Origin of the sequence: Amycolatopsis sp. WAC 01376 (assembly GCF_003947415.1) — a bacterium.
GTDB lineage: Bacteria > Actinomycetota > Actinomycetes > Mycobacteriales > Pseudonocardiaceae > Amycolatopsis.
In genome coordinates, this window is record NZ_QHKL01000006.1 from 526,603 (window position 1) to 547,756 (window position 21,154).

The window sequence follows — 21,154 nt, forward strand, 5'->3', positions numbered from 1 at the left end:
GCCTGGTGAGGGCGTTGTTCCCGAAGCCGGGGCGGCGCACGGTGATCTCCCCATCCCCGTGTCAAAGGAGACATCTGTGAAGAGCCTTTCGAGGGCCGCGCTGGCCACCGGAGCCGCCGTCTTCGCGCTGGGCATGCTGCCCGCCACCGCCCTCGCGCAGCCCGGCGACGCCGGGGACCGGCCCCACGGCCTGATCCAGACCCAGACCCACACCCAGGTGCGCGAGATCGCGCCGGTGGCGGGAACCGCGATGACGGTCGCCGCGACCGCCGCGTCCAAGCAGCTGAACTACACCCAGCAAGTGCAGCAGTACAACCAATGGTGCTGGGCGGCGGACGGTTCGAGCATCGAGCGGTCGATGGGCGGCACCGCCACCCAGGCCCAGTTCTGCGCCGCGGGCAAGGGCACGTCGGCCGGGTACTGCCCGAACCAGCCCGCCCAGATCCCCGAGATCGTCCGCGGTTTCCGCGGCACCGGCTTCTCCGCGCAGGACGCGGGCGGGCCCATCGGTTTCAGCTCCGTCGTCAGCCAGATCGACGCCGGGATCCTGAACCTGACGGGGATCTACTGGACCTCCGGCGGTGGCCACGCCGAGGTGATCTACGGCTACGACTCGGCGAACCAGTCGATCATGGTCGGTGACCCGTGGCCGACGTATCAGCGCTACCAGACCTGGAACTACAACCAGTACCGCAGCAACGGCCAGTTCCGCTGGAACGACACCATCGTCAACATCCGGAAGGGCTGAGCCGCGATCATGAACACGATCTGCCGGAAGTTCGCCGGTTGTCTCGCGGTGGCCGTCGCGACGCTGCTGCCCGCCACGCTTCCCGCCGCGGCTGGCGAGGGAGTCGTCCCGCCTTCGGACGGCGATCTCGCGGCCGCCGTGCGTGTCGCCGGGCAGCCGGACGCGATCGGCCTCGCGAGATCGAACTTCCGGCAGGTCACCCGGATCGAACCCCAGCGGATCACCATGGGGGAGAAGGGAATCCCGGTCTACACCCTCAATCCCGACTTCGTCAGGGGCATCGCCGGTGCGCCGGCGGGCGTGCTGAGATCCGTCGCCGTGACGGCCACCGCGGATTCCGGCCAGAAGGCCACGCTGCAGACGATGCCCGAAGGCGCGGGAAAGTGGGTCGCGGCGAGCGTGTTCTCCGGCAACGACGAAGAAACCCTGAGCGCGCGGCTGAAACCCGGTTCGGTCCTGCTCAACGAACCCCAGATCAACGGCTGGTACGAACTGGGCCCCGATGGTGTCGTGCTTTTGCAGGCGAGCCTGCCGCAGTCGCCGGTGGGAAAGTTAGTCCCGCTTTCCGATTATCAGCGGGAAGTACACGGCCGCTACGCCGACAAACTGCCGGGATCGGACTACCAGCGCGACCGCGGGCTCGGCTTCACGCAGGCCGTGACCCCGCCCGACGACACCGGGCCGCCGGTCGCGATCGTGGCCGGTCTGATCGCCGCCGGGGTGGGAGTCGTGCTGGTCGCGGTGTGGCGGAAACGCCGCCTCACTCCCAGATGAGGTCGATGCCCGCTATCCCGACGCCGAGATCCTCGAAGTAGGCACTGACCGTCGCGCCCGGCCCGGGGTGCAGCGGCTCGCTGACCACGGGGGCCAGTTCTTCGCGCTCCCGCACGGTTTTGACGCAGCGGGCCGGGATCGCGCCGGCGTCGAAGCGCATCCGGAGCAGATACGCCGACATGCGGGAGCGCACCGTCCGGTGGAAACAGGTCGAACGGACCGACGCGGCCAGGCGCAACGTGAACGCGAAGGTGTGCGTTTCCCCTTCGGCCAGGCCTCGGTCGAAGAGGAGCTCGAACACCATCCCCGGCGAAGAGGCGCTTCGGCGCACTCTGCCTCTTCGGCATCCGTCGGTGGCGAAGACCGTCGTCGCCTCCATGTCGGTGCCGGGCTCGTCCTGATGGGTCACCACGAAACCGTCCGCGCCGGGTTCCCTGGCCCGCACCACCATGGTCGAGGCGATCTCCGAGATCCGGCCTTCGGCGGTCATGGTCAGCACGTCGACGACGGTCACGACGTCGAGCTTCGCGTTTCCCGCCGCGCCGGGTGTTTCGCTCAGTTCGTCCAGCAGCGAGCAGGTTTCGGCCCAGCTCTGCCGCAGCTCCGGCAAGGAGGGCCTGCGGTCGTCGCCGGGCGGCCGCCGTTGCGGGCCGATCAGGACGACGAGACTGTCCGCGGGCAGCCCCAGCACGGCTTCGAGCGCGCGGACGACGTCGAGCGAGCGCGGTGTCGACGGATGCCGGAGCCCGCGCTGCCAGTAGCTCAAGGTCGATTCGGCCACGGAAACCCCACGTGCCGCCAAATGCGCGCGGATCCGGGACAGGGAAAGCCCGCGGTGCTCCACCGCTTCGGAAAGCGCGCGGGGGAACGGGCTGGGTCTGACCTCGCGTTCCTGGTACATGGACACCCCCACCGACGCCGGGTTGGCGCAAAGCATGCGCAGTCCGGCGCCGGTCGGCAACCGCCTAAGGTCGAAAACCGGACTTTCAGGCGAATTCGAGCCGCAGGCTTTCGAGGCCGCGCAGTGTCACCTGCTTCACCCAGACCGGATCGGCCGTCCGGTGGAAGGCGCGGCCGGCGGCGAGCAGCGCCTCGAACACGGTCCGGCCCTCAAGGCGTGCCAGCGGGGCGCCGAGACAGAAGTGGATACCCTGCCCCAGCGCGAGATGCCTCGTCGAGGGACGGTCGACGTCGAAGCCGTCCGGGTTCTCGTGGACGCGAGGGTCGCGGTTGGCCGCTCCCAGCAGTACGACCGTTTGCGCGCCTTCGCCGACGGATCGGTCGCCGACGGTCGCGTCCCGCAAGGCGGTGCGCGTGGTCAGCTGGACGGGGGAGTCGTACCGGAGCATCTCTTCGACCGCGTTCGGGATCTTCGAGCGGTCTTCGGCCAGTTTCCGGTGCTGCTCAGGATGGTTCAGCAGCGCGAGGATCCCGTTGCCGATCAGGTTGGTCGTCGTCTCGTGCCCGGCGACCAGCAGGAGCATCGCGGTGATCACCAGTTCGCCCTCGCTGAGCCGGTCGCCCTCGTCGGACACCGACACCAGATCGGAGAACAGGTCGCCGGTCGGCCGTTTCCGCCGTTCCTTCGCCAGTTCACGGAAGTAGGCGACGAACTCGCGCCGGGCCGCGACAGCCGCGGCGACGGTCTCCTTCGCGATCAGGAACGACGGGTCGAGCGCGCGCCCCATGGCGTGCGACCACCCTTCGAAGCGGGCGCGGTCGGCCAGGGGCACCCCGAGCATCTCGCTGATCACGACGACCGGCAGCGGTTTCGCGATCTCGGTCATCAGGTCGAATTCGCCCATTTCGAGCGCTTTCGACACCAGTTCCTTCGCCAGTTCGTCGACCCTCGGGGCGAGTTGCTCGACCATCCTCGGCGTGAACGCCTTCGAGACCAGCCGCCGCAGCCTCGTGTGATCGGGCGGATCGAGTCCGAGGAACGACCGGATCACGCGGCCCTGCTCGTCGACCGGCTCGTTCTCGTGCGGATTCGGCAGCACTTCGGGCTCCGGGTGCCCGAACGCGGGATTCTTCAGTACCGCGGACGCCTCCTCGAACCCGCTCACCACGAAGAACCGGTCGGCGGCCTCGAACACCGGACCTCGGGCGAAGACCTGGCGGTAGAACGGATACGGATCGGTCCTGGTCTCCGGCGTGAGCAGGTTTTCGAGCATCACCCGATCCTATGCGCGGTTACGACGGCGCATACGCGAAAGTGTTCGCATGACAGCCGACGCGATGATCGAAGACCTCAGGACGCTTGTCGAGATCGAGTCACCTTCGGGGGACATCAAGGCTTTGACGGCATCGGCCGAGGCCGTGGCCGCTCTCGTCGAGGCCCGTCTCGGCGGAACGGCGACCCTGGTGGAGAGCGCGGCGGGACCGCACGTCCGGTGGTCCGGCGGCGGTGAGCCGCGCGTGCTGATCCTGGGGCATCACGACACCGTGTTCCCGATCGGCACGTTGGCGCGCCGCCCGTTCGCGGTGACCGACGGCCGGGTGACCGGACCGGGGGTGTTCGACATGCTCGGCGGATTGGTGCAGGCGATCCACGGCCTGGCGGCGCTCGACGATCTGACCGGCGTCGAGATCCTGGTGACGGCCGACGAGGAAACGGGTTCGCACGAATCCCGGGCGCTCATCGAGGAGCGCGCCCGCGCTTGCGGCACGGTGCTGGTGTTCGAAGGCGCGGCCGACGGCGGCGGCCTCAAGATCGCCCGCAAGGGCTGCGGCACGTTCGAGGTCGTCATCACCGGCCGGGCGTCGCACGCCGGCCTCGAGCCGGAGGCAGGCGTGAACGCGCTGACCGAAGCCGCGCATCAGGTACTGGACATCGTCGCGCTCGGCAGGCCCGAGATCGGGACGAGCGTCACTCCGGCCGTCGCCTCGGCGGGAACGGCGAGCAACGTCGTGCCCGCCTCCGCGACCGTCGTGGTCGACGTACGGGTCGAGTCCGCCGCGGAGAAGGAGCGCGTCGAAGCGGGGTTCGCCGCGCTGACCCCGCGCCTAGAAGGGGCGGAAATCGTGGTGCGGGGCGGGATCCACCGGCCGCCGATGCCCGGGTCCGCCGCCGCGGACCTCTTCGCCGTCGCCGGACGGCTGCTGCCCGGAGTCGCCGGGGTGGCCGTCGGCGGCGGGAGCGACGGCAACCTGACCGCCGCGATCGGCGTCCCGACCCTCGACGGGCTGGGCGCCGGCGGCGGCGGTGCGCACGCCGATCACGAGTATCTGCTGGTCGAGTCGATGGCGGAGCGGGTGGACCTCGTCACCGGCCTGGTGACGGCGATCAGGGGGCACTGAACCGCAAGTCTTGCCCGATTTCGGGCAAGAACTGGCGTTTCGGGGTCCCGATGTGCATGATGGGCTCCGTGGAGGACGCGGACATCGTCGAGCAGGTTGCCTTGTCGACGGGTCTGTCGACGGCCATCGCCGCCCGTGTCGTCGAGGACGTCCTGGCGTTCTACCGGCAGCCGGTCGAGCAGTACGTCCGGGAGCGGCATGCCCGGTTGCAGGCCGAGGGCAGGAAGAATCCCGAGATCTTCCCCCGGATCGCCGTCGAACTGAGCCGTCGTCTCGTCGCGCCTCCCGACCTGTCCGAGCGGCAACTGCGCCGCATCGTCTACGGCTGACGGAACACGCCCGTCCGTTTCTTTTGTGAGGTTGACTCGTCATGTGCGGAATCGTCGGCTACATCGGCGGCCAGAACGCCGCCCCGATCCTGATCGAGGGGCTGACGCGGCTGGAATACCGCGGCTACGACTCGGCCGGGATCTCCGTCCTGGGCGGTAAAGGCGCCCAGGTGCACCGGATCGTGGGGCGGGTGCGGAATCTGACCGCGGCCCTGCCCAAACGGCTCGCGGGCAAGGTCGGCATCGGGCATACGAGGTGGGCGACGCACGGTCCGGCGACCGAGGCCAACGCCCATCCGCACGTTTCCGAGGACGGCCGGATCTCGGTGGTGCACAACGGGATCATCGACAACGCCGACGCGCTGCGCGAGCAGCTGACGCAGGCCGGGGTGACGCTGACGTCGGAGACCGACACCGAGGTGCTCGCCCACCTCGTCGCGAGGTCGGGCGCGAAGACCCTCGAAGACGCGGTCGTCGAGGCCGTTTCGCGCGTCACCGGCACCTACGCGATCGCCGTGACCGATACCGAACACCCCGACCGTGTCGTGGTCGCGCGGAACGGTTCGCCGCTGATCATCGGCGTCGGCGACCGCGAGATGTTCGTGGCCAGCGACCTGTCCGCGCTGGTCCGGCACACCTCGCAGGTGGTGCACCTCGACGACGGCGAGTTCGCCAGCGTCTCGGCCACCGGCTACCGCACCTTCACCGTCGACGAGAGCGACACCGGCAAGGCCGCCACGGCCATCGACATCCAGGCCGACGACCTCGACCTCGGCGGGCACCGGCACTACATGTACAAGGAGATCCAGGAGCAGCCGGAATGCCTGGAGCGCATGATCCGGGGCCGTCTCGACGACCGGTTCGGAGTGTCCCGTTTGGACGGTCTGAACCTGACTCCCCGTGACCTGCGTGGTTTCGCGAGGGTGAAGATCCTCGGCTGCGGCTCGGCGTACTACGCGGGCCAGATCGGCGCGACCATGATCGAGGACCTCGCGCGGGTCCCGGCCGACGCGGAGGCCGCGTCCGAGTTCCGCTACCGCAACCCCATCATCGAAGCGGACACGCTCTACATCGCGGTCAGCCAGTCCGGCGAAACTGCGGACACCGCGTTCGCCGTCGAAGAGGTCAAACGCAAGGGTGGCCGGGTGGTCGGCCTCGTGAACGTCGTCGGCTCGAGCATCGCGCGGGCCTGCGACGGCGGCCTGTACCTGCACGCCGGTCCGGAGATCGCCGTCGCTTCGACCAAGGCGCTCACCAACATGGCCGTCGGTTTCGCGATGATCGCGCTGGCGCTCGGCCGCGTCCGCGATCTGTCCAATGCGGACGGACAGCGGATCGTCGCGGCACTCCGCGCGTTGCCGAAGCAGGTCGCGGAGATCGTCGAGGCGGAGGACCGGATCGCCGAGCACGCCAAGATCTGCGCGGACGCGCGGAGCCTGTTCTTCATCGGCCGGGTCCGCGGCTTCCCGGTGGCGCGGGAGGGCGCGCAGAAGTTCAAGGAGATCTCGTACCGGCACGCCGAGGCCTACCAGACCTCGGAGCTCAAGCACGGCCCGCTCGCGCTGATCGACGAGGAGCTGCCGACGGTCGCGATCGTGCCGTCCGACGACCTCGCCGACCGCAACCTGGCCGCGATGCAGCAGATCAAGGCACGCAAGGGCCAGGTGCTGGCGATCACCCACGACGACGTGGACTTCGGCGATCTCGACGTGCCGCGATTCGTCGTCCCGCGTTCGGAGCCGGAACTCGACCCGATCCTGCTCACGATCCCGCTGCAGCTGCTGGCTTATCACGCCGCGCTGATCCTCGGCCACGACATCGACAAGCCGCGGAATCTCGCGAAGTCCGTCACCGTGGAATGATCTCCTGAGCCGTCGAAGGGGTTCAGTCATGAGGCAGTACCTGCTCGCCGTCCAGCTCGACGAGAGCACACGGGACGCGCCCGAGGACGAGGTCCGGGCGATGATGGCCAGGACCGGCGAGGTCACCGACGCGATGAAGGCCGCCGGGTCCTGGGTCTTCGTGGGCGGCCTGGAGCACTCGGACGTCTCCACGGTCGTCCGTCCCGAAGGCGGCACGACCACGATCACCGATGGGCCGTTCGCCGAGACGAAGGAACAGCTCGGCGGGTTTTGGGTGATCCAGGTCGACGACCTCGATCAAGCGCTGGCCTGGGCCGAGAAATGCGCGCTCGCCTGCGGGCAGCCGATCGAAGTGCGGCCGTTCGGCGACCCGCGGCGTTGACGTCGATGGATTTCGACGGGATCTACCGGGCGGAGTACGGCCGGTGCGTGGCCACCCTGACCCGCCTCCTCGGCGACATCTCGCTCGCCGAGGAGGCGGTTCAGGACGCGTTCGCGACCGCGGTCGAGAAGTGGGCCGAGCCACCGCCCAACCCGGGCGGCTGGATCGTCACCACCGCCCGGAACCGGGCGATCGACCGCCTGCGCCGGGAATCCACCCGTGAGTCCCGGCACGCGCAGGCCTTGCTGCTGCACCAGCCGGAGGAGCCCGCCGAGGCCGGGCCGGTGCGTGACGACCAGCTCCGCATGATCTTCACCTGCTGCCATCCGGCGCTTTCGCCGCTCGCGCGGACCGCGCTCACCCTGCGGCTGCTCGGCGGGCTGGAGGTGGGGGAGATCGCGCGGGCGTACCTCGTCCCGGAAGCGACCGTGTCCCAGCGGATCGTCCGCGCGAAGAAGAAGATCCGCGACGCGGGCATCCCGTACCGGGTGCCGCGGGACGACGAACTCGCCGATCGGCTGGGTTCCGTGCTCACCGTGCTCTACCTGGTCTTCAACGAGGGATACACGTCCACGTCGGGAGACCTGCTGCGGACGGATCTCTGTCTGGAGGCGATCCGCCTGACGAGGGCGCTCATCGAGCTGATGCCGGACGAACCGGAGGTGCTCGGGCTGCTGGCGTTGCTCCTGCTCACCGAAGCGCGGCGGCCGGCGCGGGTCGGGCCGTCCGGTGAGCTGGTGGTGCTCGCGGACCAGGACCGGTCCTTGTGGAATCGCGAACTGATCGCCGAGGGGCACGAACTGGTGCGGCGATGCCTTCGTGTCGACCGGCCGGGCCCGTACCAGGTGCAGGCCGCGATCAACGCCGTGCACACGGACGGATCGTCGACCGACTGGACGCAGGTGCTGGCGCTCTACGACCGGCTGTGGCGGCTCACCCCGACACCGATCGTCGCGCTCAACCGCGCGGTCGCCGTCGCCGAGGTGCACGGCCCGGCGGCGGCACTGGACGGGATCGCCGAGCTGGATCTGCCGGGCTACCACCATCTGCCCGCCACCCGCGCGAACCTGCTCGCCCGCCTGGGCCGGGCTTCGGAAGCCATCGCCGCCTACGACGAGGCGATCGCCTTGGCCACCAACGACACCGAACGGGCCTTCCTGGAGGACCGCCGGGCACGCCTCGTGTCCCCGTGAGGCGTTCTACACCGAAGAGCGGCAGCGCGACGGACGGTGCTGCCGGCCGACGAGATCACCCGGGCAGGCGTCAAGGTGATCACCGGTTGAAGCGTACGGGCGAGCGACTCGCCGGATATCTGATGACAGCGCCGTTCTACGTCCTGTTCGGCGTGTTCGGTCTGTTCCCGCTGCTCTACACCGCCTGGGTGGCGTTACACCACTGGCATCTGGTCAACGGTGACACCGGGTTCGCCGGTCTCGGCAACTTCGCCGTCCTGCTCCAGGACCCGAAGTTCTACAACGCGCTTTTCAACACGGTCAGCATCTTCGTCCTTTCGACCGTCCCGCAACTGCTGGCCGCGCTCGGGCTCGCGGCACTCCTCGACCGCCCGTTGCGTGCGCGGACCCTGTGGCGGGCCAGTGTGCTGTTGCCCAACGTCGTCTCGGTGGTCGCGGTGGCGCTGGTGTTCAGCCAGCTCTTCGCCGAGGACTACGGCGTCGTCAACTGGGTGCTGGGCCTGGTGGGGCTCGACCCGGTGGACTGGCGGACGGACCGGTTCGCCGCGCACGTCGCGATCAGCGTGATGGTGATGTGGCGCTGGACCGGCTACAACGCGCTGCTGTATCTCGCGGCCATGCAGTCCGTGCCGCAGGAACGCTACGACGCCGCCATGCTCGACGGCGCCTCGCGCTGGCGCACCTTCTGGTCGATCACCGTGCCCGCGATCCGCCCGACCATCGCCTTCACCGTCGTCGTCTCGACCATCGGCGGGTTGCAGTTGTTCGCCGAACCGCAGTTGTTCGACGACACCGGGACCAACGGCACCGGCGGTGCCGACCGCCAGTTCCAGACGCTCGCCATGTACTTGTACGAGAAGGGGTTCGGCGAGTTCGACGCCGGATACGCGGCGGCCATCGCGTGGCTGCTCTTCCTGTTTTCGGCCGGCTTCGCACTGGTCAACTTCTCGCTCGTGCGCCGGATGCGGGGAGGTGAGTGACCGTGGCGGCGAGGGAACGGACCGGATTCGTCGTCTACGGGCTGCTGCTCGCCGTCGCCATCGCGTCGATCTTCCCGCTGTACTGGTCGTTCGTGGTGTCCTCGAAGGACAATTCCGCGCTCGGCGAGACGACTCCGCCGCTGCTGCCCGGCGGCAACCTGATCGAGAACGTGGCCAAGGTCTTCGACACCGTCGATTTCTGGCTGGCGATGCAGAACTCGCTGATCGTCGCCGGCACGGTGACCGTGTCGAACGTGCTGCTCTCCAGCATGGCCGGATTCGCCTTCGCGCGCCTGCGTTTCCCCGGCCGCGACTCGCTCTTCCTGGTCGTCATCGGCACCGCCATGGTGCCGGCCCAGCTCGGGGTGATCCCGCTCTACCTGGTGGTCGGCGAACTCGGCTGGTACGGGCGGCTGGAGGCGGTGATCGTGCCGGGGCTGGTCGGCGCCTTCAGCGTGTTCTGGATGCGGCAGGCGTGCGAGGAGGCGATCCCCGGCGAACTGCTCGACGCCGGCCGAGTCGACGGCTGTTCGACGGTGCGGCTGTTCTGGAGCGTCGCCCTGCCCGCCGTCCGCCCCCAGGCAGCCGTGCTCGGGATGTTGACGTTCATGACGGCGTGGAACGACTTCTTCTGGCCGTTGATCGTGCTCGACCCCAACGCGCATCCGACCGTCCAGGTGGCGCTGTCGCGGCTGGCGAGCGGCTACTTCACCGACTACTCGCTGATGCTGACCGCGGCCACGATCGGCGTGCTGCCCGTGATCGTGCTGTTCATCGTGCTGGCGAGGAAGGTGGTCGACGGGGTCATGCGTGGCGCGCCACGGGGCTGATTTGGGGTCGCGTTGAGCTCCGGGGGTCGGTCTGTAGCCGTTTTTCGGTGATGTCGATGAACAGCGAGTGGTTCCGCAGCCGCTGCCGGGCCGGGCCGGAGCGTGGTCACGCGGGGCACCTCTGCGTGACCGTGAGCGGATTCCAGCCTCGATCGAGTCATGGCCGTATTTCGGTAACAAGACCAGTGCGACTCGTCGTGGGCACGGGCTGTTGCCGTATTTCGGCGACGGCGTCATGCGTGGCGCGCCACGGGGCTGATTCGCGTGTCGCGTTGGGCGCCTGGGTTCGGGCTGGCAGGCGGGCCGTTGCCGTTTTTCGGTGATGTCGATAGGCAGCGAGTGGTTCCGCAGGCACTGCCAGGCCAGACCAGAGCGTGGTGACGCGGGGCACCTCTGCGTGACCGTGAGCGGATCCAGCCCCGATCGAGGCGTGGCCATATTTCGGCAACCAGCCAGTGCCACTCGTCGCGGACACGGACCGTTGCCGTTTTTCGGCAACCAGGCCGGCGCCGATGGCAGCCAGGCCGGCGCCGTGGCCGGTTTCCGGCGACGGCTCAGAACGGCGGTGGTTCCTCAGTGCGGGGTTCGTGCAGTGGCGGCGGTGTGCTGTCGTAGCTTCGCCCCGTGGGCGTGGTGATGGTGAGAGTCCCATCGGAAGCCAGCCGGTAGACCCAGCCCGGTTCGTCTTTGAGGCGGTGGTCGCGGCGGCAGAGGTCGATCAGATCGGTGTCACTGGTGTGGCCGCCGTGTTGCCACGGCAGCGAGTGGTCGAGGTCGCAGGCTTGGGCGACACGGTGGCAGCCGGGTCTTCGGCATTCCCGGTCGCGTACCCGCACGAACTCGCCCAGCCCGGCGGTGGGCCGATACCGGTCCCGGCCCAGATCCAGGACCTGTCCGGAGAGTGGGTCGGTGATGATCCGGCGCAGCACGGTGTCCGGCCCGGACGCGATGTGCCGGGCCAGCGAGGCCGGGATGTGGCCGTGTCCAGCCAGCTCGGCGGGATCCTCGTTCACTCCCAGATAGGTGTTGAGATCCATATAGAGGAACACTTCGCACCGTTCACTCTTCCCGCCTTGGCCACTGAGCAGGAGGTCGAGGGCGACGTCGGCGCGGAGCTGGTCGAGGGTGCGGGTCTCGTCGCCGGTTTTGAGGGCGCGTGCTTCGCGGTCGATCCGGGTGTAGGCGGCGGCGACTTTCTCGACGGGGCCGTCTTCGACCTCGATCGAGGCCACTCCGGTCTCGCCTTGTCGGATCGACAACCGCCGCCCGGCGCGGTGGCGTTCGGTCCGAAGACCCGCCCCGTCGCGGTCGGCCATCATCGCCGCGTGGTTCGCCGTTTTCCGGATCTGGTCGGAGTTCCTGCCCGGTAACCGGTCCTCCAGTACCTCGTCCACCGCACGTGCGTCGTCGTCGGACAGCCACGCGGTCGCGGTGGCGACTTTCATCGCCCCGTAGCCGCCCACCTGCCCGCGATCCAGGAGCCCCAGTGTTCGTGGCAGCCGGGTGGTCAACGCCGCCGCCGTGGAGGCCAGTCCTGCCGCGTGACCGTCCACAACAGACAGAGCGAACGCGACTTCCTGCGTCACACTGGACGCGCCGTCCCGGTGCCGGTTCAGTTGCGCGAGAGCGCGGAACCGGACCGCTTCCAACCGTGCGATTCCCTCCGACGCCGCCACGGCAGCATCGACAGCATCCTTGTCCTCCAACGATTCCAGCGCGACATTGACCTCCTTCAACGCATCAGAGGAGGTGATTTCCTTGAGTAGCGCCACAGTGGCGTTGCGTGTGTCCACACCCAGAACATACGACCGACCACCGACAGTTTCCGACAACGGCAACATCAGCCCCCTCAGAACCGCTAGAGCCCGTTGCGCGCCACCACATCCGCGTAGAACCGGGCACTGTCCTTGAGCACCCGTTCCTGCGTCTCGAAGTCGACGTGCACGAGGCCGAACCGCTGCGTGTACCCCATCGCCCACTCGAAATTGTCGAGCAGCGACCAGGCCATGTAGCCGCGGACGTCGGCGCCCTGTTCGATCGCGTCGTGCACGGCGGCGAGGTGCTCGGCGAAGTACCGCACGCGTTTCGCGTCGTGCACGCGCCCGTCGACGACCTCGTCCTCGAACGCGGCGCCGTTCTCGGCGATCACGAGCGGCAGGCCGGGACAGTGTTCGTGCAGCCACAGCAACAGATCGGTGAACGACGACGGCCGCTGTTCCCAGCCGAGCGAGGTCAGTTCGCCGCGTGGTCGCTGGACGTCCATCCCGCGCAGGCCGGGCAACGGGCAGTTGCTGTCGGCTTCGGGGTCGTCGAGCGGCACGGCGCGGGCTGGCGCGTAGTAGTTGACGCCCAGGACGTCCAGCGGCTGCGCGATGATCTCCAGGTCGCCGTCGGCGATCGCCGGTTCCAGTGTGCCGAGATGCGCCAGATCCGCCAGCAGTTCGGGTGGATAGCCGCGGCCGAGCAGGGGATCGAGGAAGAACCTGTTGTGCAGGAAGTCGAATCGGCGCGCGGCCTCTCGGTGCGCGGCGTCGTCCACGTCGGTCAGCACGGGGGCGAAGTTGAGTACGATGGACACTTCCTGCTCGCCGCCGCCTGCCCGCAACGCTTGTGCGGCCCGGCCGTGCGCGAGCAGGAGGTTGTGCCCGGCGACCAGTGCCGCGCCCTCGTCGCGGATGCCCGGCGCGTGGTCGCCGTTGCCGTAGCCGATGAAGGCGGCGCAGAACGGCTCGTTGATCGTGGTCCATTGCCGGACGCGGTCGCCGAGTGCTTTGTGGACGGTCAGCGCGTAGTCGGCGAAACGGTCCGCGAGATCGCGGTTGGGCCAGCCGCCTTCCGCTTGCAGCGCCTCCGGCAGATCCCAGTGGTAGAGCGTCACCATCGGGGTGATCCCGTGCTCCAGCACCGTGTCGACAAGGCGATCGTAGAAGGCGAGGCCGCGGGGTTCGCTCGTGCGGCCGTCGGGCATCACCCGCGACCACGCGACGGAGAAACGGTAGTACGGCACACCGAGTCCGCTCAGCAGGCCGATGTCCTCGCGATAACGCCGATAGTGGTCACACGCCGGTTCGCCGGTGGCGCCGTCGAGCACCCGGCCGGGCCGCGCGGTGAAAGTGTCCCAAATGGACGGTCCACGGCCATCGGCCGTCGTCGAGCCCTCGATCTGGTACGCCGCCGTCGCCGTGCCCCAGCGGAACCCGGCCGGAAATCCGCGTGTCACGCCGTCCTCGTTCATTTGGCGGCCGCGGCGCGGCCCTCCGTCGAAGCCTGGTTCCAGGCCTCGTCGAGCGATTGCCGCCCCTCCTCGACGCGGCCGAGCGCGTGCCCGTACACGGGCCGCACCTCGCCGTCACGCAGCCCGCGGTAGTTCGGTCGCAGCGCCTCGGCGGAGGCGGCGAAGATCTTGCCGACCGGCGCGTCACCGAAGTACTTGCTGGTGTGGGAAAGCACGGCACTGTCCTGGTAGGCGCCGAGCGAGCTCGGCAGCAGCCCGCTTTCCAGGAAGATCCGTTTCTGCTGTTCGGGCGCGGTGAGCCAGACGGCGAGGTCGTAGGCCTCCTTGCGGTGCGCGCCCTGCTTCGGCACGGTCAGGAACGAGCCGCCCCAGTTGCCCGCCTTGCCGGGAACCGCGGTGACGTCCCATTTGCCCGCCAGTTCCGGTCCGCCCGCCTCTTCGATCTGGGTGAGCATCCACGCGGGACAGGTGATGGCGGCGAACCGGCTCTGCTTGATCGCCACCGTCCACGGCTGCGTGAACGTGGTGACCGCCGCCGTCTCCTTCTTCAGCGCCATCCCGCCCGCCAGCTCGAAGGCCTTGCGCACGTTGGGGTTCTTGTCCGCGACGAACGTGTCGTCCTTGGCGAAGTAGTTCTCCTCCGCCTGGTTGAGCATCGCCGTGTAGATCGTGCCCGCCGAGTCGGCGAATTTGACGTCTTCCGGCGCCTTGGCGCTGAACCGCTCCCCGGTTTCGGCGAACTTTTCCCAGGTCGGCCACAGCGCGGCCACCTGATCGCGGTCGGTCGGCAGGCCGGCGTTCGCGAACAGGTCACGGCGGTAGCAGAGGGCGAGGCTGCCCATGTCGGTGCCGAGGCCCATCACGAACTTCCCGCCGTCCGCGGTGCCCTGGTCCCATTTCCAGGCAGGCCACTGCTCGCGGAGACCCTGCGCGCCGAATTCGGACAGATCGGTGAACTTGTCCGTGGACTGGCGGAACTTGGGGAGGTACTGCTCCTCGATCGCGACGACGTCCGCGCTGCCGCGTCCGGCGCCGAGGCCGGTGGCGAGCTGCCGGTGGTGCGTCTCGAAGTCGGCGACCCGGCCATCGACGGTGATGCCCGGATGTGCCTTTTCGTAGTCGTCGAAGAGTTTCTCGTACCCGAACTCGCCGAAGGTGGCGACGGTGAGCTTGATCGGGTCGCCGGGTTCCGGCGTGCCCGAACAGCCGGTGAGCAGCAGCACGAGGGCCGTCAAGCAGGCCAGCACGCGGGTCATGGTTCTCCTCGGTCGTACGGTGGTGATCGCCTTCACGCGAGCCGTCTGTGTTATCGCCTTCACGCGAGCCGTCTGGGCAGCTGATCGCCGACGGTCAGCCGGGAATCCGCGTGCAGTTTGGTCAGCACCCTCGACACCAGCGACTGCACCGTCCTCCTCGGCAGGCTCAGCTCCGCGGCGATCTCGGGATTGGACAGTTTCGCCGCCACCAGCCGCGCGACCCGCAGTTCCAGCGGCGACAGCGCCCCGCTGTGCCGAGGCCCGCGTTCGGCGCGGCTCAGCACCCCGTAGCGGCGCAGCCGGTTTTCCGCCCGGCGGATGCTCCAGGTGGCGCCCACCGGCCCGAGCACCTCGCACGCCTCGGTGAGCGAGCGGGTGGCCGCTTCGAGGTAACCGGCTCGGCCGAGCAGTTCGGCGGCGTCCTCCAGCGCGGCGGCGAGTTCGATCGGGCGGCCGACCTCGCGGTAGTGGTCGGCCGCGGACAGCATGCCTTCGGGGTCGCCGTCGATCAGCGCGCGGCATCGGGCGGCGGCCGCGGTCGCCCTTGCGGGCACGGTCTCCTGGCTCGCCTCCTCGGCGCAGACGGCGAGCGCTTCCCTTGCGACGGCGTCGTTCCCGGCCGCGAGCGCGACGCGCACGACGTCGGGAAGCCATTGGTGGCGCAGCATCATCCGGGCGTAGTCGGGGCGCAGCACCGGCGCGATCAGCCGCAACGCGTCGTCGAGCGCGCCGCGCTGTTCGGCGGCCATCGCCAAGGCAGCGAGGTAGAAGTCGCAGCTTTCGCGCTCGGACGAGTTCGACGGCGAATGCGCCTCGGCGGCTTCCAGATGGGCGCGGACGGAGACGCGTTCGCCCCGGTGGCCCGCGATGAGGGCGGCGACCCCGTGCAGCAACAGAGCGGCGGCTCCCGGCTCGCGCACCCCGTAGAAGGTGATCGCCGGGCCGTCCTCGGTGACCGAGTCCAGTTCGGCCAGCGCCTCGTCCCAGCGGCCGGTCCAGTAGTAGTGCACGGCCGCCGAAACCTGCGGACCGGTCGGCAAGCCGTGCCGGGCCGCCGTCTCGTATCCGGCGTGCAGCGTCGCGTCGGCCTCGGCGAGCCGGTCGAGGTTCTGCAGGGTGAAGAGGCGGTTGTCGAGCAGGTCGAAGCGCAGGGTCGCCAGCTCGGCCTGGTCGCCGGTGGTCTCGAGCGCGGCGTCGATCGCGGTCAGCGCCCGGTCGTGCTCGCGGCGGATCGAGTGCACGAGCCACAACGTCTGCTGCGCGTGCGCGGCGGGATAGCGTTCGCCCGCCTCGACGGCTTCGGTGTGCAGGCCCCGCGCGATCCGTTCGGTCTCGTCGAGATCGTCGAGGGTGCCGCGCCGGAAGTTGGCGAGCAGGGTCCTGGTGCTGGTGCGCCACAGTTCCGGTATCGACGGGTCGTCCGCGGTGTCGGCGAGTGCCTCGATCGCGCCGGGCGTGTCGCCCCGGCGGTAGCGCAGCGCGGCGAGGAAATGCCGCATCTGCGCCAGATCCGCCTTGTCTTCGACCGTCTTCACCGCCTGCTCGGCTTCGGCCTCCGGCGCCTGTTCGAGGCGGAACAGCACCCGCACCAGCGCCGCGATCAGCGTTCCCCGCTGTTCGCGGGTGGGCACCGTGCTGTCGAGCGCGCCGCGGAGGAGGTCGGCCGCGATATGCGGGGCACGGTTGGCCACCGCGACGTGGTTGGCGGTGAGCCAGCCCGCCAGCCACGGGTCGAACGGCACCGGCCCGGCCGCGAGCTGCTCGGCGACCCGTTTGACCGGCGCGCCCGCCCGCGCGAGCGACTCGGCGGCACGCCGGTGCAGCGCGGCGCGGACCGGTTCGGCGATGCCGCCGTAGAGCGCCTGCCGCTGGAACGGGTGGTGGAAGGCGAGTTTGTCACCGGCGTACTCGATCACGCCCGCGGTGGTGGCCGGTTCCAGTTCCCGCAGGACCTCCAGCGGGCTCTTGCCAGCCAGCGTGGCGAGGTCCTCGACGGCGAATTCCGCGCCCAGCAACGAGGCGGTGCGCAGGATCTCGGTCGTGGCAGGATCGAGGCATTCCAGCGTGCGGGCCACCGCGGCGAGTAGTGACCGGGGCGCGTTCTCGGTGCCGTCCAGCGTCACCTCGGCCACGCCCGCCTTGATCAGCAGAGCGCCGGTGCGCACCAGGTCGTACGCGATTTCCCTGGCGTAGAGCGGGTTCCCGGCCGCGCGCCGGACCAGCGGACGCAGGCTCGGCCCCAGCTTGGCCCCGAGCACCACCTCGAACACGGCGGCGATCTCGTCGTCGCTCAGCACCTCGACCGGCATGATCTCGCCGTCCCTCGCCTCGACCCCGCGGCGCAGCCGGGCAAGATCCGGGCGGCCGTGCCCGGTGCGGGTGGCGGCGACCAGCAGCAGCGGCAGCTGGCGGGTGGCGGCGGCCAGCCGCTGCCACAGCAGCACACTGGCCTCGTCCGCCCAATGGAGGTCGTCGATCACCAGCACCAGCGGACCCGCCGCGCAGGTGTCGTCGACCAGTGCCAGCAGCTTGTCCACAGTGGACAGGATCGGGTCGGCGGGGCCCCAGTTCCCGTGCGCGGGCTCGGCGTGCAGCTCGCCTGCCAGCTTGGCCTTGGCAGGATCCGCCACGCTGAGGCATTCCATGATCACCTGCAGCGGGAAGCGTTGCTGGAGCTCGTCGGCAGCGGTCCAGGCGAGCTGGCAGCCGCGTGCCGCGGCGCCCGACAGCCCGGCGATCAGCAGCTCCGATTTGCCGATACCCGGTTCGCCTTCGAGCCAGACCGGACGGCCGCGGCCGGCGAGCACGTCGGTGACGAACCCGTCCAGCCGTTCGACCTGCCGGGTCCGGCCGGGCAGGTGATTCTGGCCGCCGCGTTCGATCGCCTTGGCCACCGGCGGCGGCACGACCCGGATCGGGGCCGGTTTCGCGTCGGTGACCGGCTTTTCGGTGCCGCTCAGGATGCGCTGGTGCAGGTCACGCAGCGGGGCGCCGGGTTCGACGCCGAGCTCGTCCCGGAGTATTCGCCTGGCCTCGCGGTACGCGGCGAGCGCCTCGATCTGGCGCCCGCTGGCGTGCAGGGCACGCATGAGCGTCTCGTGCAGCGACTCGCGCAACGGATGCCGCCGCACCAGCGCGGTCAGCTCGGCCACCAGTTCGCGGTGGTCGCCGAGGCGGAGCAGTGCGGTGGCGCGCAGCTCGGTGGTGGTCAGCTGGAGTTCGGTCAGCCGGACGCGTTCCGCTTCCGCGAACGGGCCCGGTACGCCGGAATAGGCCTCGCCGCGCCAGACCCCGAGCGCGGTGGTGAGCCGCGCGGCCGCGCCACGCTGGTCGGCGTGGGCGAGCAGCCGCCTGGCCGCGGCGGCGTCCTGTTCGAACCGGTGGACGTCGAGCGACTCGCGGTCCAGCCGCAGGGCGTAACTCGATCCGGACGAACGCAGCATTTCGTGCGCGTCGCCGCCCGCCTTGCGGATCGCCCCGCGCAGACCGGAGACGTAGGTGTGGACACTGCCGGTGGCGCTGGCGGGCGCCGACTCGCCCCAGACGCTCGAGATCAGTTCGCCGAGCGAGATCGTCTGGCCGCGGCGCGCCGCCAGGGTGGCGAAAACCGCGCGCTGACGGGCGGGCCCGAGCTTCAGCTCGACGTCTTCGAGCCAGGCACGAGGCGGCCCGAGCAGCTCGACGCGCAGCCCGTTCGTCACGCCGGCTCCGTTTCTCGTCATGCACCGAAAGTGGCCGGATCACTACTGTGTCCCCGCAGTTTAGGACGTCCCCGGCGCGGTTCGGTTGCGCACCCGGGCGAGCGCGTGCAGCGGTGTGCACCAGGGCTGGGCGGGTGCGAGGTCCGTTGCGGGCAGCAGCAGCGCGGCGAGTTCGCCCGCCAGGTCCTGATGCTGCTCTTCGGTGAGATTCCGTTGGCGCGAAAGTAAATGGAGCAGCTCGACGGCGGGTCCGGCCGGCAGCGCGCGGACATTGTCGAGCACCCATCGCGGGATCCAGGGCGCCGTCAGTTCGTCGCCTGCCTGGAGCAGTTGCTCGGCGACCCGGTCCGCGGGCGCGCCGGAATCCGCCATGGTCGTGGCGATCTCCTGGTGCAGTACGGCGCGGATGGCGGGCGGGGTGTTCGCGGCGAAGACCGAGGCCACCAGCGGGACGCGGAACCGCAGGCGTTCTCCCTCGGATTCCAGCACACGCGCGGCGAGCGCCTCTTCGACCGCTTCGATGAGCGCCGCCGGTTCGCGGCCGGTGACGCCCGCCAGCTCGGCGACCGTGAACGACGAGCCGAGCAGCGCGGCCGAGTTCAGTGTTCGCTTGCAGGCCAAGGAAAGCGTGGCGAGATGAGCTTCCACGATCGAGGCGATCCGGCTGTGCGGCGCGGTGGTCGCCTCCCGGCCGTCGGCGAACTCGGCGAACAGTTCGCACAGGTAGCCGACGTTCCCGGCGGTGTAGTCGGCGGCGAATTCGAGGTAGTCCCTGCCGGGGTCTCTGGCCAGCGTCTCTTCGGCGAGCGCGGCGACGGCAGGGGCGTCGAACGGTGGAAGTGAGACGATCTCGCCGTCGAGCCCCGAGCGGAGGACGTCGAGCAGGCGGTGCCGGGGGAGCGGGCGCGCCGAACCGATCAGCAGCAGCGGCAGCCGCGCGGTGAACCGGTGCAGCCGCTGCCAGGCGAGCAGGCTTTCCTCGTCGGCCCAGTGCAGATCTTCGAAGACGAGCACCCGCGGCCCGTCTTCGCAGAGGTCGGTGACCGTTTTGTCGAGATCGTCGAGTGCTTCGCCGCCGAGGCTGTCGGCGATGAGGTTCAGCGGGACCGCGCTGGTCAGCTCGTCGGCCGTGACCCAGCGCGTGTGGCTTCTCGCCGAGGCGAGGGCCTCCGCCAGAAGCGTGCTCTTGCCGCTGCCCGCCTCGCCGTCCAGCCAGACCGTCCCGCCGCGGCCTTCGTTCAGCAGGGCGGACAGATGCCGTCGCAGCCGGGCGAGTTCGAACTCGCGGCTGACAAAGACGGACGGCCGTCCGGGCGGCCGGTGTCGTTCCGGCTGGTCACGGTGGTGCAGCGAGGGATCGTCGTCAAGGACGCGCTGCCGCAGGGCCAGCAGTTCCGGGCCGGGTTCGAGGCCGGACTGCTCGATGATCGTCTCGCGGGCACGGTCGAACGCGGCCAGCGCCTCGGCCTGCCTGCCCGCCCGGAACAACGCGGTGACCAGCATGCGGTGCAGGCCTTCGCGCAGCGGATGGCGCTCGACCAGCACCGTGAGCTCGTCCACGAGTTCGCGGTAGCCGCCGAGGTGCAGCGCGACCTCGGCCTGGCGTTCGAGCGCGCTCATGCGCAGTTCGTCCAGCCGGGCGCGCTGGGTCTCGGCGAACGGACCGGGGATCCCGTCCAGCGCGGACCCCCGCCACTGCCCGAGCGCTGAGCGAAGCGAGTCCAGCTCCCGCTGGTGCGCGCCGGCGAGCCGATGCGCGCGGGCGCGTTCCAGTTCGGCTTCGAAGACGTGGACGTCGACCTGCTGCTTCGGCAGGTCGAGGCGGTAACCGGCGCGGGAGGCGACGAGCGGTCCGCCCACCGGCTCCAGCGCGCGGCGCAGCGCGGAAATGTAGGTGTACACGATGCCGGTAGCGCTGTCCGGCGGCCGTTCGCCCCAGACGGCGTCGATGAGCTCCTTGCGGGAGACGAACTGACCCGCGTGCAGGGCGAGCACGGCGAACACCGCTTGCCGCTGAGCCGGACCGAGGGCGATCTCGCCGGCGTCTGACCGGGCAGGGGGACCGCCCAGCAACCGCACCGTCAGCGAGGAAACCTCGTCCATGACCTGCCGCCTGTGCGTCCGACTGCCGAAAAGAAGGGTCCTGCTCAGCGGAAAGCCTAGTGGCGCCGAGGTGGGAACGGGCGAGTGGGCAACCCGGACGTTCGCAGGGGCAAAGTGTCGTCCGGCGCTGGTGGCGGGTATGCGCGGCTGTGCATGCTGTGCCGGTGAGCCAGGATCAGGAGCTGTTCGCCGGAGATGTCCTGCTCAGCCTCGCCGAGAACGGCAGGCTGGTGCTCGACGCCGACGAGGCCGAAGCACGCATCACCGAGCTTCGGCGCACGCTGGCCTTCGGTCACGCCCTGCTCGCCGACCCGGACTACACCGGCCCCGAGGCCAGGCTCCGCGAAATCCTCGACGAGCTGCCGAAGTACGTGGAGGCGTTTCAGCTGGCCACGAAGTCCTTCACGCCTCGTTGAGAACTCGTGGAGACTTCGTGAAGAGCTCCTTCGCAGACTGTGTCC

General features: G+C 69.7%; 17 protein-coding genes. 10 read left to right on the top strand and 7 right to left on the bottom strand.

What is annotated here, in order from left to right:
- Positions 1 to 76: 76 nt before the first annotated feature.
- Together DMH03_RS29440 and DMH03_RS29445 are read left to right on the top strand one after the other, a co-directional pair.
- Complete coding sequence (locus DMH03_RS29440; protein WP_125795214.1) at positions 77 to 748, top strand: papain-like cysteine protease family protein; 672 nt, start codon at positions 77 to 79, stop codon at positions 746 to 748.
- 9 nt (positions 749 to 757) lie between these two features.
- Positions 758 to 1,522 carry a hypothetical protein gene (locus DMH03_RS29445; protein ID WP_125795215.1) on the top strand — a complete coding sequence of 255 codons (765 nt, stop codon included), beginning with the start codon at positions 758 to 760 and terminating at the stop codon, positions 1,520 to 1,522.
- Here the strand turns inward: DMH03_RS29445 and DMH03_RS29450 are convergent.
- Complete coding sequence (locus DMH03_RS29450) at positions 1,509 to 2,483, bottom strand: helix-turn-helix transcriptional regulator (protein WP_233611707.1); 975 nt, start codon at positions 2,481 to 2,483, stop codon at positions 1,509 to 1,511. The two genes, DMH03_RS29445 and DMH03_RS29450, sit on opposite strands and share 14 nt — an antisense overlap.
- Before the next feature lie 25 nt (positions 2,484 to 2,508).
- Complete coding sequence (locus DMH03_RS29455; RefSeq protein WP_125795216.1) at positions 2,509 to 3,696, bottom strand: cytochrome P450; 1,188 nt, start codon at positions 3,694 to 3,696, stop codon at positions 2,509 to 2,511.
- Between the two features lie 49 nt (positions 3,697 to 3,745).
- Here DMH03_RS29455 and DMH03_RS29460 point away from each other — a divergent pair, with 49 nt between their 5' ends.
- From DMH03_RS29460 to DMH03_RS29490, 7 genes are all read left to right on the top strand, one after another.
- A complete protein-coding gene (locus DMH03_RS29460; RefSeq protein ID WP_125795217.1) occupies positions 3,746 to 4,822 on the top strand; it encodes a M20/M25/M40 family metallo-hydrolase in 1,077 nt (358 codons plus the stop codon).
- Positions 4,823 to 4,878: 56 nt separating this feature from the next.
- On the top strand, positions 4,879 to 5,151 hold the full coding sequence (locus tag DMH03_RS29465; RefSeq protein ID WP_125795218.1) for a hypothetical protein: 273 nt from the start codon (positions 4,879 to 4,881) through the stop codon (positions 5,149 to 5,151).
- A gap of 41 nt (positions 5,152 to 5,192) precedes the next feature.
- Positions 5,193 to 7,013 (top strand): glutamine--fructose-6-phosphate transaminase (isomerizing), encoded by a 1,821-nt coding sequence (gene glmS / locus DMH03_RS29470; protein ID WP_125795219.1) that lies wholly within the window; start codon positions 5,193 to 5,195, stop codon positions 7,011 to 7,013.
- Positions 7,014 to 7,041: 28 nt separating this feature from the next.
- Positions 7,042 to 7,395: a YciI family protein gene (locus DMH03_RS29475; RefSeq protein ID WP_125795220.1), complete on the top strand. Its 354-nt coding sequence runs from the start codon at positions 7,042 to 7,044 to the stop codon at positions 7,393 to 7,395.
- Positions 7,396 to 7,400: 5 nt separating this feature from the next.
- Entirely contained in the window at positions 7,401 to 8,588 is a 1,188-nt protein-coding gene (locus DMH03_RS29480; RefSeq protein WP_125795221.1) for an RNA polymerase sigma factor, read from the top strand.
- Between the two features lie 86 nt (positions 8,589 to 8,674).
- Positions 8,675 to 9,568, top strand: a complete 894-nt coding sequence (locus DMH03_RS29485; protein WP_125795222.1) for a carbohydrate ABC transporter permease — start codon at positions 8,675 to 8,677, stop codon at positions 9,566 to 9,568.
- 2 nt (positions 9,569 to 9,570) lie between these two features.
- The gene (locus DMH03_RS29490; RefSeq protein ID WP_199749062.1) at positions 9,571 to 10,398 is read left to right on the top strand and encodes a carbohydrate ABC transporter permease; all 828 of its coding nucleotides are present in this window, start codon (positions 9,571 to 9,573) and stop codon (positions 10,396 to 10,398) included.
- 554 nt (positions 10,399 to 10,952) lie between these two features.
- Here the strand turns inward: DMH03_RS29490 and DMH03_RS29495 are convergent.
- The 5 genes from DMH03_RS29495 to DMH03_RS29515 all read right to left on the bottom strand — a co-directional run bounded on the left by DMH03_RS29495 (position 10,953) and on the right by DMH03_RS29515 (position 20,693).
- Positions 10,953 to 12,191: a DUF222 domain-containing protein gene (locus tag DMH03_RS29495; protein WP_370310932.1), complete on the bottom strand. Its 1,239-nt coding sequence runs from the start codon at positions 12,189 to 12,191 to the stop codon at positions 10,953 to 10,955.
- Between the two features lie 65 nt (positions 12,192 to 12,256).
- Positions 12,257 to 13,618: a GH1 family beta-glucosidase gene (locus DMH03_RS29500; RefSeq protein ID WP_125795224.1), complete on the bottom strand. Its 1,362-nt coding sequence runs from the start codon at positions 13,616 to 13,618 to the stop codon at positions 12,257 to 12,259.
- 11 nt (positions 13,619 to 13,629) lie between these two features.
- Positions 13,630 to 14,889, bottom strand: coding sequence for an ABC transporter substrate-binding protein (locus tag DMH03_RS29505; RefSeq protein WP_125795225.1), 1,260 nt, complete (start codon positions 14,887 to 14,889; stop codon positions 13,630 to 13,632).
- A 59-nt stretch (positions 14,890 to 14,948) separates the two neighbouring features.
- Entirely contained in the window at positions 14,949 to 18,590 is a 3,642-nt protein-coding gene (locus DMH03_RS29510; protein WP_125795475.1) for a BTAD domain-containing putative transcriptional regulator, read from the bottom strand.
- 60 nt (positions 18,591 to 18,650) lie between these two features.
- Entirely contained in the window at positions 18,651 to 20,693 is a 2,043-nt protein-coding gene (locus DMH03_RS29515; protein WP_125795226.1) for a BTAD domain-containing putative transcriptional regulator, read from the bottom strand.
- A gap of 164 nt (positions 20,694 to 20,857) precedes the next feature.
- On the opposite strand from DMH03_RS29515, the gene DMH03_RS29520 reads away from it, so the two are divergent.
- The gene (locus DMH03_RS29520) at positions 20,858 to 21,109 is read left to right on the top strand and encodes a hypothetical protein (protein ID WP_125795227.1); all 252 of its coding nucleotides are present in this window, start codon (positions 20,858 to 20,860) and stop codon (positions 21,107 to 21,109) included.
- Positions 21,110 to 21,154 lie beyond the last annotated feature (45 nt).